The sequence below is a fragment of the Azonexus sp. GW821-FHT04F04 genome (assembly GCF_059420025.1).
Window position 1 is genome coordinate 75,730 of record NZ_JBWKSX010000010.1, and the last position, 21,875, is coordinate 97,604.

A 21,875-nucleotide genomic window follows, 5' to 3' on the forward strand; every position below is an offset into this window, starting at 1 on the left:
CAATTAAAGCCCAAAGCAAAAAATAATTACCAAGAGACAAACCCATGAGCGACCTCATCCACGCCTTGAGCGACCACCTCCCGCCGCACCAGATCATCGTCGACGACCTCCGTCGCCTGGCCTACGGTACCGACGCCAGCTTCTACCGCTTGACCCCCGAGGTCATCGCCGTCATCGAAAACGAGGCAGAAGCGCGCGCCGTGCTGCAGACTGCCAGGCAGCACCACCGCCCGGTCACCTTCCGGGCCGCCGGAACCAGTCTTTCCGGCCAGGCCATTACCGATGGCATCCTGGCACTGATTGGCGAAGGTTTTGCCACCTACGAACAGAACGCCGATGCGAGCAGGGTCAAGGTTGGCCCCGGCATCGTCGGCGGCGAAGTTAACCGCCGACTCGCCCCGTTCGGCAAGAAGATCGGCCCCGATCCGGCTTCCATCGGCGCCGCCAAGATCGGTGGCATCGCCGCCAACAACGCTTCCGGCATGTGTTGCGGCACAGCCCAGAACAGCTACCGGACGCTGGCCGGCATGCGCATCATGCTGGCCGATGGCAGTTGCCTCGACACTGAGGATCACCTGAGCGTCGATGCCTTCTCGAAAAGCCATGCCGTCCTCCTCGGCGAACTCGAGCGACTGGGTCGCGACACGCGCAACAACACCAAACTGGCCGAACGCATCCGCCACAAGTTCAAGATCAAGAACACCACCGGTTACAGCCTCAATGCACTGATCGATTACGAAGAACCGATCGACATCCTGAGCCACCTGATGATCGGCTCGGAAGGCACGCTCGGCTTCATTTCGCGCATCACTTACAACACCGTCGTCGAAGACCCGTTCAAGGCGTCGGCGCTGGTTTTCTTCCCGGACATCCGCACCGCCTGCGAGGCGGTCATCCGCCTCAAGCCGCAGCCGGTATCGGCCGTCGAACTGCTCGACCGCCCGGCCCTGCACTCGGTCGAAAACAAGCCCGGCTTGCCGGCCATCATGCGCGAACTGGGCGAGGAAGCCGCCGCGCTGCTCATTGAAGTGCGCTCTTCCACGGTCGACGGGATAAATGAGCGAATTTCGCAAGTCCATGCCGCGATGGAAGGCGTCGCCACCGTCGAGCCGATGGTTTTCTCGACCGACCCGGCCACCTGCGAGATGTACTGGAAGGTCCGCAAGGGCACCTTCCCGGCCGTTGGCGCCATGCGCCGGACGGGCACCACGGTACTCATCGAGGACGTCGCCTTCCACATCGAAAACCTGGCCGACGCCACGCTCGACCTGCAGGCCCTGCTCCGCCACCACGGTTATCACGAGGCGATCATTTTCGGCCACGCGCTAGAAGGCAACCTGCACTTCGTCATCACCCAGGATTTCGGCGATGCCAGCGAAGTCGACCGCTACGCCCGCTTCATGGACGACCTCTGCCACATGGTCGTCGACAAATACGACGGCTCGCTCAAGGCCGAGCACGGCACCGGCCGCAACATGGCGCCCTTCGTCGAACTGGAATGGGGCAAGGAGGCGGCCGACCTGATGCGCCGGATCAAGGCCCTGTTCGACCCGGACAACCGCCTCAACCCGGGCGTCATCCTCAACGACAACCCGCACGCCCACCTCGAAAACCTCAAGCCGATGCCGGCCGCCGAGGACATCGTCGACCGCTGCATCGAATGCGGCTTCTGCGAACCGCTCTGCCCGTCGCACCGGCTGACCCTGTCGCCACGCCAGCGCATCACCAGCGTGCGCGAACTGGCGCGACGTGCTGCCGCCGGCGAGCCGGCTGGCAGCGTCGGCGAGGACTACGCCTACATGGGCCTCGACACCTGTGCCGGCTGCGGCCTGTGCTCGACCGCCTGCCCGGTCGGCATTGATACAGGCGACCTGACCCGCCGCCTGCGCGGGCGTCGTCTTGGCGACACAACCCGCGCCGTCAACGCATGGACCGGCGAGCATTTCGGCACGTTGGCCAACGCCTCGCGCCTTGGTCTGAATGTCGGCCACGCCGTTTCCGGTGTCCTCGGTGACAACTTCCTCGGCCGCATTTCAGGCGGCGCCTGGAAGAAGAACATGCCGCACGCCGGGAAAGTCCCGGTGGCACGGACGACTCAGGGCGACCCTGTGGTCTACTTCCCGACCTGCGGCGGCCGCATCTTCGGGCCATCGACCGCCGGTGAAAAACAACTCGGCGACGTCATCATCGAGCTACTAACCCGCGCCGGCTATGCACCGATCCTGCCGGAAGGTTTCGACAGCCTGTGCTGCGGTCAGATGCTGGCGAGCAAGGGCATGGCCCAGGAAGCAGACGGCATGTCGAACACCCTTGAGGCGGTGCTCATGAAGGCCTCACAGAACGGCAAATACCCGGTGATCATGGACGCCAGCGCCTGCTCGGTTCGCATGCAAAAGCACCTCGCTGGCCGCCTGAAGCTCTACGACTTCCACGAATTCGCCCACGACGCGCTGCTGCCGCGCCTGATGATCACCAGGGAGCCCGGCCCCGTCGCCCTGCACGTCAATTGCAGCGTCCGGAAAACGGGCGGCGATGCCAAGCTCAAAACGCTGCTTGCCGCCTGCGTCGAGCAGATCGTCGAGCCGGCCGGCGTCACCTGTTGCGGCTTTGCCGGTGACCGCGGTTTCGTCGTACCCGAACTGAACCGCCATGCCCTGCGCAAGATTCACGATGAACTACCGGCCAACTGCACCTGTGGCGTGTCGACCAACCGGACCTGCGAAATCGGCCTGACTGCCGAAACCGGAATCAACTACCAGTCCATCGCCTATTTGCTTGAGCGATGCAGCCGAAAACCCCAAACGTGTTGAGGATTTCCCTAACAGCGCAAACCCCGGCGAATTGCTAAGTTACGCCCGATTACACAAATTCAAGGAGAACACCCATGTACAAGAAGATTCTGGTCGCCATCGACGACAGCGCCACCTCCCGCGGCGCACTGGCCGAGGCGCTGCACATCGCCCGCACGAGCAACGCCAAGCTCTACATCACCCACGTCGCCGACGAAACCGTCCTGAACTTGCATGGACACGCCATGTCCCACGCCGTCAATCTCGACGGTGCCGTGGCCAATCTGATCAAGGGCGGACAAAAGTTGCTCGACGATGCCATGGCCTCGGCTACCGATGTCGATGCCGAAGCACTGATGCTCGAAGCCAGCAACCGCCGAATTTCCGAAGTCATTTCCGACAAGGCCAAGGACCTGGGCGTCGACCTCATCGTCATCGGCCGTCACGGCCAGCGCGGCCTGGCCACGCTGATTCTTGGTTCGGTGGCCGAACAACTGGCCAAGATAGCCGATGCGTCGGTACTTTTGGTCAGAAAGCACTAAGCAGCCATCGCGGTATAAAACACATATATTCTGATTGCCAGCCTGTTGCGCAAAGGTCAGAATATCGAGAAAAACCAACAATACCGAAGAACTCGATCAGGAAACAGCTCATGCATCAAGCCTCACTGGACACCAGCAAGGACGAACCCCTTCGCGACGATATTCGCCTGCTTGGCCGCATCCTCGGCGATACAGTCCGTGAGCAGGAGGGCGAATCGGTCTACGACATCGTCGAGCGCGTCCGCCAGACCGCCGTGCGCTTCGCCCGCGACGGCGACCCGGCCGCCCGCAACGAACTTGCCGCGCTGCTCGACCCGCTGCCGCGCGACACGACGCAAGCCGTCGTCCGCGCCTTCAGCTACTTCCTGCAACTAGCCAACATCGCCGAGGACGAGCACCACATCCGCCGGCGGCGCGCCCACGATCTGGCCGGCTCGCCGCCACGCGAAGGCAGTTTGATATTTGCCCTCGATTCCCTGTCGACCGCAGCAGTCTCGCCGGAGGCCATCGCCGATTTCTTCGCCCACGCCGTCGTCGCCCCGGTCCTCACCGCGCATCCGACCGAAGTCCAGCGCCAAAGCCTGATCCGCAATCACCGCGATCTGGCCCGCCTGCTCGACCAGCGCGAACGCTTGCAGATGACGCCGGAAGAACAGGCCGAGAACGATCTCGGCATCGCCAATTCCATCCTCACCCTGTGGCAGTCGCGCATGCTGCGCCCGGTGCGCCTCAAGGTGCTCGACGAGGTCAAGAACGGCATCACCTATTTCAAGGAAACCTTCTTCACCGAACTGCCGCGCCTCTACATCCAGGCGACGCAGCAACTGCAGAAGCGCTACCCCGACACGCATTGGGCGCTGCCGCCCTTCTTCCGCGTCGGCAGCTGGATCGGCGGCGACCGTGACGGCAACCCGTTCGTCACCGCTGACATCCTCCGCGAAGCCCTGCGCCTGCAATCGGCCGCGGCGCTCAATCACTATCTCGACGAAATCCACGAACTGGGCGGCGAACTGCCGCTCTCCGACCTGCTGGTCAAGGTCACGCCGGAACTGCTGGCCCTGGCCGAGCACTCAACCGACCACTCGCCGCAGCGTGCCGACGAGCCGTATCGCCGCGCCTTGTCCGGCATCTACGCCCGACTGGCCGCGACAGCCCGCAGCCTCGACCAAGTCGAGCCAGTCCGCCACGAAATCGGCCACGCCGAACCCTACGCCACGCCGGACGCTCTGCGCGCCGACCTCAAGGTGCTGGCCAATTCGCTCAAGCTCAACGGCAGCGGCAAGCTGGCCGGCGGCCGCCTGCGCCGACTGATGCGCGGCGTCCAGATCTTCGGCTTTCACCTGGCCCCGATCGACCTGCGCCAGAACTCGGAAGTCCATGCCCGCAGCGTCGCCGAACTATTGGCCGCGGCCGGCCGTTGCCCCGATTACGAAGCACTTTCCGAAAATGAGCGAATTTCCCTGTTGACCGTGGAAATCAGCACGCCGCGCCCGCTTTACTCGCCCTACCTGACGTATTCGGAAGAAACCCAGGGCGAACTGGCCATTTTCTTCACCGCCAACGAACTGCGCCAGCGCTACGGCGCCGCCGCCCTGCCCAACTGCATCATTTCGAAAACCGACGGTGTTTCCGATCTGCTCGAACTCGCCCTGCTCCTCAAGGAATCCGGCCTGCTGCTGCCGGGCGCCAAGCCGAAGCTCAACGTCAACATCATCCCGCTCTTCGAGACCATCGAGGACTTGCAGAAGAGCGCGGCGACGATGGCCGGCGTCTTCGCCATCCCGGCCTACCGCGAGCTGATCGCCGGCCGTGGTGACGAGCACGAAGTCATGCTCGGCTATTCCGACTCCAACAAGGATGGCGGCTTCCTGACCTCGGGCTGGGAACTCTACAAGGCCGAGATCGAGCTGGCCCAGGTTTTCAGGCAGCACGGCGTTCGCCTGCGCCTGTTCCACGGCCGCGGTGGCTCGGTTGGCCGCGGTGGCGGCCCGACCTATCACGCCATCCTGGCCCAGCCGGCCGGCGCCGTTTCCGGCCAGATCCGCCTGACCGAACAGGGCGAAGTGATTTCGACCAAATACGGCAACGCCGACACCGGTCGCCGCAACCTCGAAGTGCTGCTCGCCGCGACGCTCGAAGCCAGCCTGACCGACCACGAAAACAAGGTCGAGCCGGCTGAACAGTTCCACGCCGTAATGGACGATCTCTCGCTGCGCGCCTTCAATGCCTATCGCGGCCTGGTTTATGAAACGCCAGGCTTCACGACCTATTTCCGGCAATCGACGGTCGTATCCGAAATTGCCATGCTCAACATCGGCAGCCGCCCGGCCTCGCGCAAAGCCTCCGAGCGCATCGAAGACCTGCGCGCGATTCCCTGGGTTTTCAGCTGGGCCCAATGCCGGCTCATGCTGCCGGGCTGGTACGGCTTCGGTGCTGCGGTCGACGGGTATTTAGCTACCAATCCTGAAGGTTTGACGACGCTGCGCCGCATGGTCAAATCCTGGCCCTTCTTCCAGAGCTTGCTCTCCAACATGGACATGGTGCTGGCCAAGACCGACCTCGCCATCGCCTCGCGTTATGCCGAACTGGTTACCGATGCCGGCCTGCGCGAACGGATTTTCAGCCAGATCAAGGCGGAATGGGCGCAGACCAAAAAACACCTGCTGGCCATTCTCGAACAGGACGATTTCCTCGCCGACAACCCGATGCTCAAGCGCTCGCTGCAACTCCGCTCGCCTTACATGGACCCGCTCAACCACCTGCAGGTCGAGCTCCTCAAGCGTCACCGGGCCGGCGAAACCGACGAGCGCGTGGCACGCGGCATCCACCTGTCGATCAATGGCGTTGCTTCCGGACTGCGCAACAGCGGGTAAAATCAGCGCATGCCTACCCCTATCAAACGCACAGTCTTTTTTGTCTCGGACGGTACCGGCCTGACAGTCGAAGCCCTCGGTCACAGCCTGATGACCCAGTTCGAGGATATCGAGTTCAAGCAGATCCGCATCCCCTTTCTCAAAACCGTTGAGAAAGCCCAGGAAGCGGTTGCTCGAATCAATGCCCAGGGCGAATCGGACGGCATGCGGCCGATCGTTTTCACGACGCTGATCAATCCCGAATTGGCCAGCCTCGTCCATCAATCCGACGCCTTCTGCCTGTCCTATTTCGAATCGTTCCTGGCCCCGCTGGAAGCCGAACTGGGCAGGAAGTCAAACCACACGGTCGGCCGCTCGCATGGCTCGGCTGAAAGTTCCGAGTACAAGCAGCGCATCGAGTCAATCAACTACACGCTGGCCCACGACGACGGGATCACCGACCGCGACCTTGAAGAAGCCGATGTCATCCTCGTCGCCGTCTCACGCTGCGGCAAGACACCGACCTCGCTCTATCTGGCCATGCAGTTCGGCCTCAAAGCCGCCAACTTCCCGCTGATTCCCGAAGATTTCGACCGTGGTCGCCTGCCGAGCACCCTCGAAAGACATCGCTCGAAGCTGTTCGGCCTGACCATCCAGCCCGAACGTCTCACCCAAATCCGTGAAGAACGCCGCGCCGGCAGCAAGTACGCCTCGCTGGCCAATTGCCGTTACGAAATCGCCGAAGCCGAAAAAATGATGCGCCGCGAAGGGATTCGCTGGCTGGATTCATCAACCAAGTCGATCGAGGAAATATCGACGACGATTTTGCAGGAATTGAAGCTACGCTAACTTCCTGCGCAGCGCCTCAAACAGGCACACCGCAGCAGCCGCTGCGACATTGAGCGACTCCACCGCGCCCGGCATCGGAATACGAATTCTGAGCTGGGCGGCGGCAATAAGCTCGGCGCTGACCCCCTGGCCCTCGGCGCCGAACACCCAGGCCAGCGGCCCTTCCCAGTCCGCCTCATAAAGCGAGGTGGCCTGCTCCAGCGTGGTGACCGCCGTCGTTCCCTGATAAACAGCCATAAACCCGGCCAGATCGACCTCTTCATGCACAGTCAGGGCGAAGTGTGCCCCCTGCCCGGCGCGCAGAACCTTGGGCGACCAGGCCGAGGCGCAGCCAGGTGACAGCAGAGCCTGCTCGATGCCAGCCGCCGCCGCCGTGCGCAGCAAGGTGCCGACATTGCCGGGGTCCTGCACCCCATCTATCAAAATTGCGTCTTTTTCCCGGTTGACCGTGGCGTTTGCGCCCGGCGTCCTGATCAGTGCCAGCAAACCGCTCGGCGTATCAACCAGGCCGAGGTCACGCATCAGGCTATCAGCCAGAACGACCGTTTCCCGGCCGTCGACAAACCCGGCCACTTCGCCGCCAGCCTGCGCCGATTCGGCAACGATCAAGGTGTCCACCGGCCCGAAAGCGGCCTCGTAAGCCTCGACCAGATGCACGCCATCGAGCAGTGTTTGCCCGGTTTTTCGGCGCTCTCGCCCGGACTCGGCCAGCCGCTTGAGCGCTTTGAAAAACGGGTTGTCGCGCGACTGGATCAGTTTCATAACAGTGATAGCTGCTTCGCTACCGGGCCAAAGCTGCGGCGATGCACCGGCGAAGCACCATGCTCTTCGAGCGCCTGAAAGTGGGCGGCGGTCGGATAACCCATGTGCCGGTCGAAACCGTACATCGGGTATTGCGCATGCAAGGTCAGCATCTCGGCATCGCGCACCGTCTTGGCGAGGATCGAGGCAGCGGCGATCGACGCGATCTTGCCATCACCCTTGATCACCGCTTCGCAGGGAATATCCAGTTTCGGGCAACGGTTGCCATCGACCATGGCTCCCGTTGGCCGCACGGCCAGCCCGGCAACAGCCCGTTGCATGGCCAGCATCGTGGCGTGGAGGATGTTCAGGCTATCAATCTCCTCGACCGAGGCCGAGGCCACCGCCCAGGCCACTGCCCGTTCACGGATCAGGATGGCAAGCGCATCGCGCTTCTTTTCACTGAGTTTTTTCGAGTCGTTTAGACCGGGAATTGGTCGCAGCGGATCGAGAATGACGGCCGCAGCGACGACTGTACCGGCCAGCGGACCACGCCCGGCCTCGTCGATACCGCAGACGAGGCCTTGCGGAACGATCAGTTCAGGCATTCAATGACCGCGTTGGCGGCCTTTTCCGCCGTGTTCTGACGTAGCTGCAAATGAATGTCGGTAAATGCCTCTTCAACCGCCGCGGCATTTTCCTTGTCCTCATACAGCTTGAGCAGCGCCTCAGCCAGGTTTTCCGGTGTCGCTTCGTCCTGCAGGATTTCCGGCACGACGTAACGCCCGGCCAGCACATTGGGCAGCCCGACATAGGGCTGATAGGCCATGCGCTTCATGAGCCAGTAGGAAAACTTGGCGATCTTGTAGGTAATGACGATCGGCCGCTTGATCAGTGCCGCTTCAAGCGTCGCCGTTCCGCTGGCGACGAGCGACACATCGGCGGCCCCCAAGGCGTCCTGGGCATGACCAAAAAGCAACCTGAAAGGAACTTCACCGGCCTGCTGGCGATAAATCGCCGTTTCAAACTGGAGGCGCGTTTCACGAGTCGTCAGCGGCACGACAAATATCGCGTTGGGCAAACGCTCTACTATCAATTTGGCGGTCTGCACGAATGTATCGGCCATCATCGCCAGTTCGCCCTGACGGCTCCCCGGCAGCATGCCAAAAATAGGATAGTCGCGCGGCAAGGCAAGTTTTTCGCGCACAGCCTGCTTGCTGGTTTGCAGCGGAATGATGTCGGCCAGCGGATGCCCGACATAGGTCACCGGAATGTGCTCTTTTTCATAGAGCGGCGGCTCCATGGGGAATAGCGCCAGGACGCGATGGACGGCACGGGCAATCTTTTTGATGCGCCCGCCCCGCCAGGCCCAGATCGACGGGCTGACGTAATGGATGGTCTTGACCCCAGCCGACTTGAGGCTGGTTTCCAGCCCAAGATTGAAATCCGGCGCATCGACACCAATGAAGATATCGGGCTTGATATCGAGCAGACGCTTTTTCAACTGGCGGCGAATACCGGAAATCTCCCGGTAGTTTTTCAGGGCATCGACATAACCCATGACCGACAACTTCTCCATCGGCCACCAGGCTTCCAAACCTTGCGATTCCATGCGCGGCCCGCCGATGCCAAAGAACACGGCATCCGGCAAACGCTCTTTCAAGGCGGCGATAAGGTGGCTGGCCAGGAGATCCCCGGAAGGCTCCCCCGCCACCATGGCAATCCGTACGGCGCGACCCATATCAGCGAATGATGCCTCGCTTGGATACCTCGAGGAAGTCGACCAGGCGCTGCAGATCCGGTTGCGTCCTGGCGTCCTCGATCAGCTTGCTCTTGGCTTCTTCGAGCAGCAGCCCGGACTTGTAGAGTGTGCGGTAGGCACGTTTGAGCGAGGTGATCGATTCCGCCGAAAAACCGCGACGCTTCAGGCCTTCGACATTGATTCCGTAAGGGGTCGCCGTATTCCCAGCCGCCATAAGGTATGGCGGTACATCCTGCAGAATCACCGTGCTGACGGCAGTCATGACGTGCGCACCGATGCGGCAAAATTGGTGGACGCCGGTAAAACCGCCCAGAATCGCCCAGTCATCGACCACGACATGACCGGCGAGCGAAGCATTGTTGGCAAACGTAACCTTGTTGCCGACCTGGCAATCGTGCGCAATATGCACATAAGCCATGATCCAGTTGTCGTCGCCGAGACGCGTGACACCCACATCCTGCACCGTGCCGAGATTGAAGGTGCAGAACTCACGGATAACGTTGCGGTCGCCGATTTCCAGACGTGTCGGCTCACCAGCGTATTTCTTGTCCTGAGGTACCTCGCCAAGCGAACAAAACTGGAAGACCCGATTGTCTCGACCAATCCGGGTATGACCACGAATCACGGTATGCGGACCGATGACGGTGTTGTCACCGATCTCGACATGCGGACCAATGATCGAATACGGCCCGATCTCGACATTGGCGCCGATCTTGGCGCCCGGATCGACAATGGCAGTCGAATGGATCATTTTAGAGCTTCCGCTGGGCGCACATCAGACGTGCCTCTGCCGCCAATTGGCCATCAACGCGCGCTTCACCCTTGAATTTCCAGACACCACGCATATGGCGCTCAATCTCGACATGCAAATGCAACTGATCACCCGGCAATACCGGCTTCTTGAAACGCGCTTCATCGATACCGGCAAAGTAAAAAACCGTATCAGCCGACGGCTTCTCGGACATCGACTTGAACGACAGAATACCTGCCGCCTGCGCCAACGCCTCCATGATCAGCACCCCCGGCATCACTGGATGATGCGGAAAATGTCCCATGAAGAAAGGCTCGTTGATCGTCACATTCTTGTAGGCATGGATGGACTTGCCCAGCTCAATCTCCACAACACGGTCGACCAGCAGGAACGGGTAGCGGTGCGGCAGGTGCTCCATGATTGCTTGAATATCCATTTAATCAACCCCTTGCATAATTTTATTTAAGTTTTTTCTCAAGTTCAGCAACACGGTCCGCAAGCTTGGCAAGCCGACGAATATGCGATGCATTGCGCAACCAGTCTTCATGCGTATCGAGCGGTTGAACGCTCGTGTAAACCCCTGGCTTCATAATGCTCTTCATGACTGTCGAACCACCGGAAATCGTTGTATCGCCAACAATATTGAGGTGCCCGGAAATCATGCCGGCACCGCCGACAATGCAATGCTCACCGAATACGGTGCTACCGGCAACACCCGTACATCCTGCCAACACGCTGTTGGCACCGATCCTGCAGTTGTGTCCAACATGAACCAGATTGTCGATCTTGCAACCATCGCCAACCACGGTATCTTCCAGTGCGCCACGGTCAACTGTCGTATTGGCGCCAATTTCTACATCGTCGCCAATCACCACCCCGCCAATCTGCGGAATTTTTACCCAGGACCGCCCATCCGGTGCGAAGCCAAATCCGTCGGCACCGATCACTGCGCCGGAATGCAGTATGCAGCCGCGCCCAATTCGGCATCCGTAATAAACAACGACGTTGGGATACAGAACCGACCCGTCGCCGATCGAGACGCCATCGCCAATCACACAGCCGGCATGAATGACCACGTTTTCACCCAAGGCTACCCCATGGCCGATAACCACGTTCGGGCCGACGGCAACACTATCTGGAATGGCAGACTCAAGCACGGCACTGGCGTGCACCCCGCGGAAGCCAGCAGATTGAGGATTCAGCAGTGCGGTAACCCGAGCGTAGTAGGCATAAGGATTACTGGTGACAATACGTGCCCCGGAAAACTCGCCAGCAGCATCCGGGCGCAAAATAACGGCCGATGCCTTGCTGCTTGCCAGCTGACTCCGGAATTTCGGATTGGCCAGGAAAGTAATCTCGCCCTCAGCGGCAGAAACCAGCGGCGCCACGCGTGAAATACGCGTTTCCGGGTCTCCAAGCACATCGCCGCCCAATTGGGCGGCGATGTCGGCAAGAGTATAAGAAATCTCACCCAAACCAACCATATTACTTACCTTCCGACAGCGCCTTGATCACACGTTCGGTGATGTCCAGACGGGGGCTGACCCAAACAACATCCTGCAGAATCAGGTCATATTTCTCATTTTCGGCAATCTGCTTGATCGCCTTGTTGGCTTTCTCGATGACCGCGGCGTTTTCTTCGTTCTGGCGAAGATTCAGGTCTTCGCGGAACTCACGCTGGCGACGCTGGAATTCGCGCGAAATCTCGCCGAATTCCTTTTCCTTGGTCCGGCGCTCGCTCTCCGCCATGGTCACGGAGTTCTTTTCCAGGTTTTCCTGAAGCCCCTGCAACTGCTTGGCCATGCGCTGCAGATCCTGATCGCGCTTGGCGAACTCGCCTTCCAGCTTCTTGGCGGCCTTTTGGGCGGCCGGCGCATCACGGAAAATGCGCTGCGTATTGACGTAACCAACCTTCAACTCGGAGGCGACCGCACCAGTTACAAACAATGCAGACATCAACGATGCGAGAACAACTGACTTGATTTTCAACTTGACGCTCCTGAATTAAAACGTGGTGCCCATCTGGAACTGGAAAGACTCGGACTTGTCGTCGGCTTGCTTGTTAAGCGGCCGACCAAAGCTGAATTTTAGCGGACCGATCGGGGAAATCCACGATGCCGACAAGCCAGTCGAGTAGCGAAGGCCACTGGAAGACTGAGCAGCATCATTCCCATAGACTTGGCCAGCATCAAAGAACCAACCCATGCGGAAGCTTTTCTCCATGCCGGGGATACCCCACAACAATTCGGCATTGCCAATCACGCGGCGACTGCCACCAAGTCGGTATTGGTTACCACTCGAATCAGTCTGAACCGGGCCAAGGCTGGATGCCTTGAAACCACGCACCGACCCGATACCACCCGCGTAAAAATTCTTGAAGAATGGAAGGCCGGAGTCACCATATCCTTCGGCATAGCCGACTTCGCCATTCAGCATCAAGGTAAATCTGGAATTGAGTGGTATGAAATGCTGCAACTGGTATGTGGCGCGGTAGTAAGTCAGATCACCACCCGGCAAAGCAACCTCAACGGAGGCCTTCTGGAAGGTCCCTCGCGTCGGGAAGAAGTAGCTATCCTTGCCATCACTGGCCCAGCTTACAGTCAATGGAATGGAAAGGTTTGTTGCGCCAAATTCCTTGACGTAATTACGATAATAATCGGGACTTGTATCGTAGGTCGTAATAGTCGTCGAATCAACGCCAAGACCGAGACCAATCGACTCTTTTTCCCCAATCGGGAAACCAAAGCGCAGCCCACCGCCATAAGACGATGAACTGTAGGCGGCAATGGCAGTGGATGTTGTATTAACGGTCCGTTGATAGAGGTCGAAACCCTGACTGACACCATCCTGCGTGAAATACGGATTGGTGTAGGAAAACACGTAGGTCCGGTAAGTCTTGGCAGAATTCACCTGAATCGCTACGTTGTTGCCGCTGCCCATAAAGTTGTTTTGTGCGATCGAGCCCGACAGGATGATTTTATCGGTGCTGGAGGTACCCACGCCCAGCATCAGGTTGCCGGTCGGTTTTTCCGTCACATTGACATTAACATCCAACTGATCGGCAGTACCCGGCACGGCAGGCGTCTCGATAGCGACATCGCCAAAATAACCCAGTCGGTCAATGCGCTGCTTCGAAGCAGTGACCTTGTCTGCATCGTACCAACCGCCTTCCATCTGGCGCATTTCGCGGCGGATGACCTCATCGCGCGTCTTGGTGTTGCCGGTTACATTGACACGACGGACGTAAACCCGCTTGCCTGGATCGACGAAGATGGTGAAGGCCACCTTGCGTTTTTCCTTGTCGATTTCCGGCGCGGCATTGACGTTGGCAAAGGCATAGCCCTCCTTGCCAAGACGGTCGCTGATGGCCTTGGTCGTATCATTCAGCTTTTCACGCGAGAACACATCGCCCGGCTTGATGGTGACCAGTTTTTTCAACTCATCTTCAGGAATCGAAAAGTCACCAGCCATTTTCACAGATGAAACCTGGAAGCGCTCGCCTTCAACAATGTTGGCAGTGATGTACACATCCTGCTTGTCTGGAGAAATTGAAACCTGCGTCGACTCGACCGCAAATTCCAGATACCCCTGATTCATGTAGAAGGACTTCAGCTTTTCCAGGTCAGCCGACAATTTCTGCCGTGAATACTGATCGTTCTTGGTATACCAGCTCAACAAACCGGGCGTCGTCAGCTCGAACTGACTGAGCAACTCTTTTTCGGAGAAGGACTTGGCACCGACCAGATTAATCTGCTTGATCTTGGCTGCTACACCTTCTTCGATATTGAAATTGATACCGACACGATTCCGCTCGAGCGGTGTTACGGTCGTCGTGATACTGGCGGCATACTTGCCACGCGTCAGATACTGACGCTTGAGTTCCTGCTCGGCCTTTTCCAGCAGGGCCCGGTCGAAGATGCGCCCGTCGGCAATACCCGTTTCCTTGAGCGCCTTGACGATGACATCCTTGTCAAACTCCTTGAGACCGACAAAATTGATCGTCGCGATAGCCGGACGCTCCTGGACGACAACCACCATGACGTCCTTCTCGACTTCGATCCGTACATCCTTAAAAAAGCCGGTGGCGAATAGTGCCTTGATCGACTGCGCAGCCTTCTCGTCAGTCAGCGTCTCGCCGACTTTGACCGGCAAATACCCGAAGACCGTGCCCGCTTCGGTACGCTGAATACCTTCGACCCGGATGTCCTTCACTGCAAAAGGTTCGAAAGCCAGCGCAGGTGTAGAGAACAGGCCAGCAATCAGGATGGACAACAGGGATTTTTTCATCGTTCAGCCGTTAAACAGGCGGGTCAAGTCATTAAAAAAGGCGAAAGCCATCAAGGCGAACAGAATGGACATACCTACTTGCTGCCCAATTTCCATGGCTCGCTCTGAAAGCGGCCTACGCATGACGACTTCAAGCACATGATACAACAAATGGCCACCATCCAGCACCGGTATGGGAAGCAGATTCAACACCCCCAGGCTGATACTGACCAGCGCCATGAACTTGAGATAATAATCAAGCCCAAGACGCGCCGACTGACCAGCATAGTCGGCAATGGTCACCGGCCCTGAAAGGTTTTTCCATGAAACTTCACCGGTCAGCATCTTGCCCATCATGACCAGGCTGAATATCGACTTGTCCCAAGTTTCATCAAGCGCCTTGCCAGCAGCCTCAACCATTCCGTAGCTGATGAAGGTTTTCACTTCCCGACGGGGTTTCGGGCCATCAGCGACTGCTACGCCAATTTTCCCGACCGTCTGTCCACGCTCCATAACTGACTCTGGAACCAAGTCGACCGCAACAATCTCGCCTTGACGCTCCACCTCGAGACGGATCGATTTTGTCGCCGAGTCGCGAATGATTGCGACCAAGTCATACCAGGAGAAAACATCCTTTTCAGCAATCGACAATACCCGGTCGCCGGGCAACAAACCAACCCGGTCGGCGACGCCATTGGTGACAACCTTGCCTATTACAGCCGGCAAATCCGGCCGATAGAAGCGCACCCCCAGACGCTCCAGTGCATCACCCTCCCAGCCTTGTTCCCCAGCAGCAGCCAAATAAAGATGGCGGACAGCTATTTCGTCGCGCTCGTTGACTACTTCAAGCGCTACACTTTCTTGATCTATCGCCTTTTGCAACAGAACCCAGCGCAGATCATTCCAGGTCGCCACTGGCTGACCGTCGACTGCCCTGACCTGCTCACCGTTCACGATGGCTGCCATGGCAGCCGGCGTACCAATAGGTGGCGCACCAAGCACAGGCAGCAATTCCTCGCTGCCATGCATGAAGACTGCCCAATAGAGAAGAATGGCCAATGCAAAATTGGCCAGCGGGCCGGCGGCGACGATGATGCTGCGCTTGCCGACACTCTGCCGATTGAAGGTGCGATGAATATCTTTCTCCGCAACCGCGCCCTCACGCTCGTCGAGCATTTTTACGTAGCCACCCAGCGGAAATATACTGATCGCCCACTCCGTCTGATCAATCCCCAGCCGCTTTCTCCACAGCATGCGTCCGAAGCCGACCGAAAAGCGGAGCACCTTGACGCCGCACAGCCTTGCCGCCAGATAGTGCCCCAACTCATGCACGACAATCAGGACGCCAAGGACCACCAGAAAGGCAGCGAGGTAAAACGGAACGCTGTTCACGCGAGAGAGCGTTCCCGAACCATTTTGTGGGCCAACTGACGGGCCTCGGCATCGGCCGCCAGCACATCGGCCAGGCTGCCTTCCGGACCGGCCGGCAAAGCCTGCAGGACCGCTTCGTCGAGTTTCGCAATACCCAGAAATGGCAAAGCCCCGTCGAGGAAAGCCGCGACCGCGACTTCGTTGGCGGCATTGAGGATGGCGGGGGCCGTGCCACCTTCGCGCAACACGTCATAGGCCAGTTGCAGACAACGGAATCGTTCGAAATCGGGTGCCACAAAATCCAGACGGGCAATCTTGAACAGGTCCAACGACTCGACCCCTGCAACAATGCGCTCAGGCCAGGCCATCGCGTAAGCAATGGGCGTGCGCATGTCAGGGTTTCCCATTTGCGCCAGAACCGACCCATCAACGTACTGAACGGCAGAATGAATCACGCTTTGCGGATGGACGACAACCTGGATCATTTCCGGCGGCGCATCAAACAGCCAGCGCGCCTCGATGACTTCCAGCCCCTTGTTCATCATGGTCGCCGAATCGACAGAAATCTTGCGCCCCATCACCCAGTTTGGATGGGCGCAGGCCTGATCCGGTGTCACGTTCGCCAGATCGGTCAAGGGGGTGTTGCGGAACGGGCCACCAGATGCAGTCAACAATATTTTCTGGACGCCACATTGCGTCAGCCCCTGCGCAAAATCACCGGGCAGAGACTGAAAAATGGCATTGTGTTCGCTATCGACTGGAAGCAGCGACGCGCCATTCTCGCGCACCGCGCGCATGAATAACTCGCCGGCCATAACCAACACTTCTTTGTTCGCCAGCATGACCTTTTTGCCTGCCCGCGCAGCAGCAAGCGTTGGCTCCAGGCCAGCAGCGCCGACGATAGCTGCCATCACCGCATCGACTTCCGCCAGAGACGACAATTCGACGAGTGCTTCGACGCCGTGGCGGATTTCCGTATCCAACCCGACATCATGGCAACGTTTAGCTAATTGGGCCGCCAGCGCAGCATCGCGGAGCACCGCAAAACGAGGCCGAAACTCAATGCACTGTTCGAACAGCTTTTCAAGCTGACTATGTGCGCAAAGGGCAAACGCCCTGTAGCGACCAGGATGACGCCGGATCACATCCAGCGTGCTGACGCCAATCGAGCCGGTTGAACCGAGTACAGTAATGTTCTGCAAGGTCGCGCTCACCGGGCTGCGAACAAGAGCCAGACAAGGGCGACGACGGGCAGTGTCGAGGTCAGGCTGTCAATGCGATCAAGCACGCCGCCATGTCCGGGCAGAATATTGCTGCTGTCCTTGATGCCGGCCTTACGCTTGAGCAGTGACTCGTAGAGATCACCGACGATGCTGACAGCCGTCACACCAACCAGCGCAGCGATCCACACCGGCAAAGACATGAACTCCAGTCCGAACAATTGGCGAACAACCATGCCATAAATAACCACGCCAACGCCGGCGCCTATGGCGCCCTCCCAGGTCTTGCCCGGGCTGATCGTTGGCGCCAGTTTGTGCTTGCCGAAAGCTTTTCCGGAAAAATAGGCGGCGATATCAGCCATCCAGACGACGGCAAAAATACCGAGTAGCGCGCCAGCACCGAGCATCCGCAACTGGACCATGGCCAGCCAGGTCGGCAAGAGGACCACGGCGCCGACCAAAAGGCCCGAGAAGCCGCCAAGCGACCACTTGTTTTTCAGCCAGAGCGGCATGACCAGACACCAGAAACCTGCGGCCACCGCGTAGGCAATCAAAACCCAAGGCGGCGCTGGCACCGAGACTTCGCCGGCCCCGATAGCTTCCGGAACGACGACAGATAAGAGCGCGCAAAACAGGGCTGTCGCTACACCAAGGAAGATACGGCGGCCACCCGGCCAGCCGAGCAAGGCGCCCCACTCCCAGGCTGCGACACCGATGAAACCGGCGACAAGGAGGGCCCAACCGGCCTGCGATGAATAAAACAGACTGGGCAACAGCAACGCCATCAGGACCAGCGCAGTGATGACGCGTGTTTTAAGCATTCGGCTTTTCCACCAGTTGTTCGCTGGTCCGGCCAAAGCGACGTTCGCGCTGCTGGAACGATGTGATCGCCTTGTCGAACTCGGCCGTGTCGAAATCAGGCCAGAGTACAGGCGTGAAGTAAAGCTCGGTGTAGGCCAGTTGCCAGAGCAGGAAATTGCTGATCCGCTCCTCGCCACCGGTGCGAATGAACAGATCGGGCTCCGGCGCAAAACTCATCGACAAATGCGGTTCGAGATCACTCTCCTGCCAGCCGTCGCGCTTTTCGGGCTGGGTGGCCAGCATTTGATTGGTCGCCTGCATGATGTCCCAACGGCCGCCGTAGTTGGCGGCGATGGTCAGGTCAAGACGGGTATTGCCGGCAGTCCTTGTCTCGGCTTGGCGAATCAGCTCTTGCAGACGCGGTTCGAAACGGGACAGGTCGCCAATGATGCGCAAGCGAACGCCATTGCGGTCGAGCTTGTCGACTTCCTGCTCAAGCGCCTTGACGAAGAGCTGCATGAGTAGCGACACCTCGTCCTGCGGTCGACGCCAATTTTCGGACGAAAATGCAAAGAGGGTCAGGTACTGGATGCCACGCTCAAGACAGGCGCGAACCATCTCGCGTACCAGCTCGACACCTTTGACATGACCGGCGACGCGCGGCAGGAAGCGTTTCTTCGCCCAACGGCCATTGCCATCCATGATGACGGCGACGTGCTGAGGCACGACCGCCGTTGGCGGAACCTGTCGAGTTGAACTGGAAAAGAAGGCCATGCAGCCGGGAACCCGAGCGGAACCGGCTTAAACCTGCATGAGCTCGGCCTCTTTGGCGGCGAGCATCTTGTCGACTTCAACGATGTAACGATCGGTCAGTTTCTGGACGTCGTCTTGAGCCTTGCGCTCGTCATCTTCGGGAATTTCGCCCTTTTTCAGCGCATCCTTCAGGTGGGTATTGGCGTCACGGCGCAGGTTGCGAATGGCTACTTTGACGCCTTCGCCTTCGGTCTTGACGATTTTGATCATTTCCTTGCGACGCTCTTCGGTCAGCGCCGGCATCGGCACACGAATGAGTTCGCCCTGCGAAGCCGGATTCAGGCCGAGATCGCAATCACGAATGGCCTTTTCGACCTTTTGCAGCATGGCCTTTTCCCACGGCTGCACGCCGATGGTCCGGGCATCAACCAGCGTAATGTTGGCCACCTGATTCACAGGGACCATGGAGCCGTAGTAATCGACCTGGACGTGATCGAGCAAGCCGGTATGGGCGCGGCCGGTGCGAATTTTCTGGAGATCAAGTCGCAGTGCTTCCAGCGACTTCTGCATCTTGGCTTCAGCAGTTTTCTTGAGTTCAGGAATCATTTATTAGTCTCCCTCAGCAATAGACCAGCGTACCTTCATCTTCGCCACAGACCACGCGCTTCAGCGCGCCGGTCTTGAAGATGGAAAACACGTTGATCGGCAATTTTTGATCGCGACACAGCGCGAAGGCGGTCGCATCCATGACCGCCAGATTCTTGGAAATCGCTTCATTGAAGCTGATCTTGTCATAGCGGGTCGCCAGCGGATCCTTCTTGGGGTCGGCCGAGTAAATACCATCGACCTTGGTCGCCTTGAGGACGATTTCGGCGCCGATTTCCGAGCCGCGCAATGCTGCAGCGGTATCGGTGGTAAAGAAGGGGTTGCCGGTACCGGCACCAAAGATGACGATCTTGCCTTCTTCAAGGTAGCGGATGGCCTTGCCGCGGATGTACGGCTCGACAACCTGCTCGATATTCAGCGCCGACTGCACGCGGGCATTGAGACCGCACTGGCGGAAGGCGTCGGACAGCGCCATGGCGTTCATCACCGTGGCCAGCATGCCCATGTAATCTGCAGTGGCGCGATCCATCCCGGTGGCCGTACCGGCCATACCACGGAAGATGTTGCCACCGCCGATCACGACGCCGATTTCGACACCCATGTCGGCGACCGCCTTGATCTCTCCGCAGATACCCGCAATGGTCTGCGGGTTGATGCCGTAGGCGTCATTGCCCATGAGGGCCTCGCCGGAGAGTTTCAGGAGAATTCGCTTGTACTTGGGTGCAGACATCAGCGTTCCTTTCTTTACTTCTTGGCAGCGGCAGCAGCAGCCTGGGCAGCGACTTCAGCAGCGAAGTCGTCAACCTTTTTCTCGATGCCTTCGCCGACCACGAACAGTGCAAAGCCAGCGACCGAAGCGCCCTTGGCCTTAAGCAGTTGCTCGATGGTTTGCTTGCCGTCGGCAGCCTTGACGAAGACTTGAGCCAGCAGGGTCACGTCCTTCAGATATTTCTGGACGGTACCTTCGGCGATCTTCTCGAGCATGGCTTCCGGCTTGTTGTCGGCACGAGCCTTTTCGATGGCGATACGACGCTCGGTGTCCAGGAGTTCCTGGGAAACACCCGAGGCATCCAGCGCCTTCGGCTTGGAGGCAGCGATATGCATCGCCAGATCCTTGGCCAGTTGCTCGTCGCCGCCAACCACGTCAATCACGACACCAACCTTGGCGCCACCGTGGATGTAGGAAACCAGCTTGCCCTTGGCTTCGAAACGGGCAAAGCGGCGGATCGACATGTTTTCGCCGATTTTGCCGACCAGTGCAGCACGGGTCGAATCAACAGTACCCTCGCCCATCGGCAGCGCGGACAGCGCAGCGACGTCAGCCGGATTCTTTTCAGCAACCAGCTTGGCCGAGCCATTGGCCAGCGCGATGAATTCGTCGTTCTTGGCAACGAAGTCGGTTTCGCTATTGACTTCGATGATTGCACCGAGCTTGCCATCTTCGGAAATGCTGACCGCAACGATACCTTCAGCGGCCACGCGGGTCGCGGCCTTGGAGGCCTTGTTGCCCAGCTTGACGCGGAGGATCTCTTCAGCCTTGGCCATGTCGCCATCGGCTTCGGTCAAGGCCTTCTTGCATTCCATCATGGGTGCGTCGGTCTTGCCGCGCAGTTCTGCCACCATGCCTGCGGTAATTGCCGCCATATTTTTTCTCCTGAGCTTTTAAAACAGGCGGAGCTTAGCGCTCCGCCGTTACAACTTTATTCAGCTGCGTCGACGACTTCGACGAACTCGTCATCGCCACCGGCGCTAACGATTTCCTGCATGACCTGATTGCGGCCTTCAAGAATGGCATCAGCCACCCCACGGGCGTAGAGCTGGATGGCACGGGAAGAGTCGTCGTTACCCGGGATGACGTATGCAACGCCGTCCGGGGAATGGTTGGTATCGACCACGCCGATGACCGGGATGCCGAGCTTTTCGGCTTCGGTGATGGCGATCTTGTGGTAGCCGACGTCGATGACGAAGATGGCATCCGGCAGGCCGGCCATTTCCTTGATACCGCCGATGGACTTCTGGAGCTTTTCCAGTTCGCGACGGAAGGTCAGCGCTTCCTTCTTCGGCATCTTTTCCAGTTCGCCGGCCTCAACAGCCAGTTCCATGTCCTTCAGACGCTTGATCGAGGTCTTGACGGTCTTGAAGTTGGTCAGCATACCACCCAGCCAACGCTGGTCGACGAACGGTGACTTGGCGCGCAGCGCTTCTTCACCGATGATTTCGCGAGCCTGACGCTTGGTGCCAACGAACATGACGGAACCACGATTAGCCGACAGCTTCTTCACGAATGCCATGGCTTCGTTGTACTTGGCCAGGGTCTTTTCGAGATTGACGATGTGAATCTTGTTGCGGGCACCGAAGATATACGGAGCCATCTTGGGGGACCAGAAACGGGTTTGGTGACCGAAGTGGACACCGGCTTCCAGCATTTCGCGCATGGTAACGGACATTGTAAAACTCCTTAAGGGTTGTACCTCCACCCGCCTGAAACGCCCGCCATTATTGAATTCTGGCAGACACCCTTAATCGGCGGATGTGTGGATTTTGGTCGCCTGCACCGTGCAGACCACCGTTT

General features: G+C 58.9%; 20 protein-coding genes. 4 read left to right on the forward strand and 16 right to left on the reverse strand.

The annotated features are described in order from the left end of the window. The first annotated feature begins 44 nt into the window (after positions 1 to 44). The 4 genes from AC07TV_RS17865 to ppsR all read left to right on the forward strand — a co-directional run bounded on the left by AC07TV_RS17865 (position 45) and on the right by ppsR (position 7,032). Complete coding sequence (locus tag AC07TV_RS17865; RefSeq protein WP_494649720.1) at positions 45 to 2,810, forward strand: FAD-binding and (Fe-S)-binding domain-containing protein; 2,766 nt, start codon at positions 45 to 47, stop codon at positions 2,808 to 2,810. Positions 2,811 to 2,884: 74 nt separating this feature from the next. Next, on the forward strand, positions 2,885 to 3,331 hold the full coding sequence (locus AC07TV_RS17870; RefSeq protein ID WP_494649721.1) for a universal stress protein: 447 nt from the start codon (positions 2,885 to 2,887) through the stop codon (positions 3,329 to 3,331). 110 nt (positions 3,332 to 3,441) lie between these two features. Next, positions 3,442 to 6,204 carry a phosphoenolpyruvate carboxylase gene (gene ppc, locus AC07TV_RS17875; RefSeq protein WP_494649722.1) on the forward strand — a complete coding sequence of 921 codons (2,763 nt, stop codon included), beginning with the start codon at positions 3,442 to 3,444 and terminating at the stop codon, positions 6,202 to 6,204. A gap of 9 nt (positions 6,205 to 6,213) precedes the next feature. After that, positions 6,214 to 7,032, forward strand: coding sequence for a posphoenolpyruvate synthetase regulatory kinase/phosphorylase PpsR (gene ppsR / locus AC07TV_RS17880; RefSeq protein WP_494649723.1), 819 nt, complete (start codon positions 6,214 to 6,216; stop codon positions 7,030 to 7,032). Here the strand turns inward: ppsR and AC07TV_RS17885 are convergent. Genes AC07TV_RS17885 through rpsB form a run of 16 tightly spaced genes read right to left on the reverse strand, consistent with a single transcriptional unit; the run spans position 7,024 to position 21,750 of the window. Continuing rightward, positions 7,024 to 7,794 carry a TrmH family RNA methyltransferase gene (locus AC07TV_RS17885; protein WP_494649724.1) on the reverse strand — a complete coding sequence of 257 codons (771 nt, stop codon included), beginning with the start codon at positions 7,792 to 7,794 and terminating at the stop codon, positions 7,024 to 7,026. The two genes, ppsR and AC07TV_RS17885, sit on opposite strands and share 9 nt — an antisense overlap. Further along, positions 7,791 to 8,381 carry a ribonuclease HII gene (gene rnhB / locus AC07TV_RS17890; RefSeq protein WP_494649725.1) on the reverse strand — a complete coding sequence of 197 codons (591 nt, stop codon included), beginning with the start codon at positions 8,379 to 8,381 and terminating at the stop codon, positions 7,791 to 7,793. The genes AC07TV_RS17885 and rnhB overlap by 4 nt, the downstream gene beginning before the upstream one ends. Continuing rightward, positions 8,369 to 9,514, reverse strand: coding sequence for a lipid-A-disaccharide synthase (gene lpxB / locus AC07TV_RS17895; RefSeq protein ID WP_494649726.1), 1,146 nt, complete (start codon positions 9,512 to 9,514; stop codon positions 8,369 to 8,371). The genes rnhB and lpxB overlap by 13 nt, the downstream gene beginning before the upstream one ends. A 1-nt stretch (position 9,515) precedes the next feature. Beyond that, entirely contained in the window at positions 9,516 to 10,286 is a 771-nt protein-coding gene (gene lpxA, locus AC07TV_RS17900; RefSeq protein ID WP_494649728.1) for an acyl-ACP--UDP-N-acetylglucosamine O-acyltransferase, read from the reverse strand. Position 10,287: 1 nt separating this feature from the next. Further along, complete coding sequence (fabZ, locus tag AC07TV_RS17905; RefSeq protein ID WP_226399761.1) at positions 10,288 to 10,722, reverse strand: 3-hydroxyacyl-ACP dehydratase FabZ; 435 nt, start codon at positions 10,720 to 10,722, stop codon at positions 10,288 to 10,290. Between the two features lie 22 nt (positions 10,723 to 10,744). Then, positions 10,745 to 11,770, reverse strand: a complete 1,026-nt coding sequence (lpxD, locus tag AC07TV_RS17910) for a UDP-3-O-(3-hydroxymyristoyl)glucosamine N-acyltransferase (protein ID WP_494649729.1) — start codon at positions 11,768 to 11,770, stop codon at positions 10,745 to 10,747. Between the two features lies 1 nt (position 11,771). Continuing rightward, a complete protein-coding gene (locus AC07TV_RS17915) occupies positions 11,772 to 12,242 on the reverse strand; it encodes an OmpH/Skp family outer membrane protein (RefSeq protein WP_226399765.1) in 471 nt (156 codons plus the stop codon). Between the two features lie 48 nt (positions 12,243 to 12,290). Next, positions 12,291 to 14,573, reverse strand: a complete 2,283-nt coding sequence (gene bamA / locus AC07TV_RS17920; protein WP_494649730.1) for an outer membrane protein assembly factor BamA — start codon at positions 14,571 to 14,573, stop codon at positions 12,291 to 12,293. Positions 14,574 to 14,576: 3 nt separating this feature from the next. Continuing rightward, a complete protein-coding gene (gene rseP, locus AC07TV_RS17925; protein ID WP_494649731.1) occupies positions 14,577 to 15,944 on the reverse strand; it encodes an RIP metalloprotease RseP in 1,368 nt (455 codons plus the stop codon). Then, positions 15,941 to 17,137 carry a 1-deoxy-D-xylulose-5-phosphate reductoisomerase gene (ispC, locus tag AC07TV_RS17930; RefSeq protein WP_494649732.1) on the reverse strand — a complete coding sequence of 399 codons (1,197 nt, stop codon included), beginning with the start codon at positions 17,135 to 17,137 and terminating at the stop codon, positions 15,941 to 15,943. The genes rseP and ispC overlap by 4 nt, the downstream gene beginning before the upstream one ends. Further along, the gene (locus tag AC07TV_RS17935; protein ID WP_494649733.1) at positions 17,134 to 17,964 is read right to left on the reverse strand and encodes a phosphatidate cytidylyltransferase; all 831 of its coding nucleotides are present in this window, start codon (positions 17,962 to 17,964) and stop codon (positions 17,134 to 17,136) included. Before AC07TV_RS17935 ends, ispC begins: the two co-directional genes overlap by 4 nt. Beyond that, entirely contained in the window at positions 17,957 to 18,718 is a 762-nt protein-coding gene (gene uppS / locus AC07TV_RS17940; RefSeq protein ID WP_494649734.1) for a polyprenyl diphosphate synthase, read from the reverse strand. Before uppS ends, AC07TV_RS17935 begins: the two co-directional genes overlap by 8 nt. A gap of 27 nt (positions 18,719 to 18,745) precedes the next feature. Continuing rightward, positions 18,746 to 19,303 carry a ribosome recycling factor gene (frr, locus tag AC07TV_RS17945; protein ID WP_226495332.1) on the reverse strand — a complete coding sequence of 186 codons (558 nt, stop codon included), beginning with the start codon at positions 19,301 to 19,303 and terminating at the stop codon, positions 18,746 to 18,748. 13 nt (positions 19,304 to 19,316) lie between these two features. Beyond that, positions 19,317 to 20,033 carry a UMP kinase gene (gene pyrH / locus AC07TV_RS17950; RefSeq protein ID WP_226495333.1) on the reverse strand — a complete coding sequence of 239 codons (717 nt, stop codon included), beginning with the start codon at positions 20,031 to 20,033 and terminating at the stop codon, positions 19,317 to 19,319. A gap of 14 nt (positions 20,034 to 20,047) precedes the next feature. After that, entirely contained in the window at positions 20,048 to 20,947 is a 900-nt protein-coding gene (gene tsf / locus AC07TV_RS17955; RefSeq protein WP_494649735.1) for a translation elongation factor Ts, read from the reverse strand. Positions 20,948 to 21,003: 56 nt separating this feature from the next. Next, positions 21,004 to 21,750, reverse strand: a complete 747-nt coding sequence (gene rpsB / locus AC07TV_RS17960; protein ID WP_494649736.1) for a 30S ribosomal protein S2 — start codon at positions 21,748 to 21,750, stop codon at positions 21,004 to 21,006. Positions 21,751 to 21,875: the final 125 nt, after the last annotated feature.

Excerpts from the sequence above, each read along its gene's own strand:
- AC07TV_RS17865 (WP_494649720.1), top strand. The coding sequence starts at position 45 with ATGAGCGACCTCATCCACGCCTTGAGCGACCACCTCCCGCCGCACCAG.
- AC07TV_RS17870 (WP_494649721.1), top strand. The coding sequence starts at position 2,885 with ATGTACAAGAAGATTCTGGTCGCCATCGACGACAGCGCCACCTCCCGC.
- ppc (WP_494649722.1), top strand. The coding sequence starts at position 3,442 with ATGCATCAAGCCTCACTGGACACCAGCAAGGACGAACCCCTTCGCGAC.
- ppsR (WP_494649723.1), top strand. The coding sequence starts at position 6,214 with ATGCCTACCCCTATCAAACGCACAGTCTTTTTTGTCTCGGACGGTACC.
- AC07TV_RS17885 (WP_494649724.1), bottom strand. The coding sequence starts at position 7,794 with ATGAAACTGATCCAGTCGCGCGACAACCCGTTTTTCAAAGCGCTCAAG.
- rnhB (WP_494649725.1), bottom strand. The coding sequence starts at position 8,381 with ATGCCTGAACTGATCGTTCCGCAAGGCCTCGTCTGCGGTATCGACGAG.
- lpxB (WP_494649726.1), bottom strand. The coding sequence starts at position 9,514 with ATGGGTCGCGCCGTACGGATTGCCATGGTGGCGGGGGAGCCTTCCGGG.
- lpxA (WP_494649728.1), bottom strand. The coding sequence starts at position 10,286 with ATGATCCATTCGACTGCCATTGTCGATCCGGGCGCCAAGATCGGCGCC.
- fabZ (WP_226399761.1), bottom strand. The coding sequence starts at position 10,722 with ATGGATATTCAAGCAATCATGGAGCACCTGCCGCACCGCTACCCGTTC.
- lpxD (WP_494649729.1), bottom strand. The coding sequence starts at position 11,770 with ATGGTTGGTTTGGGTGAGATTTCTTATACTCTTGCCGACATCGCCGCC.
- AC07TV_RS17915 (WP_226399765.1), bottom strand. The coding sequence starts at position 12,242 with ATGTCTGCATTGTTTGTAACTGGTGCGGTCGCCTCCGAGTTGAAGGTT.
- bamA (WP_494649730.1), bottom strand. The coding sequence starts at position 14,573 with ATGAAAAAATCCCTGTTGTCCATCCTGATTGCTGGCCTGTTCTCTACA.
- AC07TV_RS17935 (WP_494649733.1), bottom strand. The coding sequence starts at position 17,964 with ATGCTTAAAACACGCGTCATCACTGCGCTGGTCCTGATGGCGTTGCTG.
- uppS (WP_494649734.1), bottom strand. The coding sequence starts at position 18,718 with ATGGCCTTCTTTTCCAGTTCAACTCGACAGGTTCCGCCAACGGCGGTC.
- frr (WP_226495332.1), bottom strand. The coding sequence starts at position 19,303 with ATGATTCCTGAACTCAAGAAAACTGCTGAAGCCAAGATGCAGAAGTCG.
- pyrH (WP_226495333.1), bottom strand. The coding sequence starts at position 20,033 with ATGTCTGCACCCAAGTACAAGCGAATTCTCCTGAAACTCTCCGGCGAG.
- tsf (WP_494649735.1), bottom strand. The coding sequence starts at position 20,947 with ATGGCGGCAATTACCGCAGGCATGGTGGCAGAACTGCGCGGCAAGACC.
- rpsB (WP_494649736.1), bottom strand. The coding sequence starts at position 21,750 with ATGTCCGTTACCATGCGCGAAATGCTGGAAGCCGGTGTCCACTTCGGT.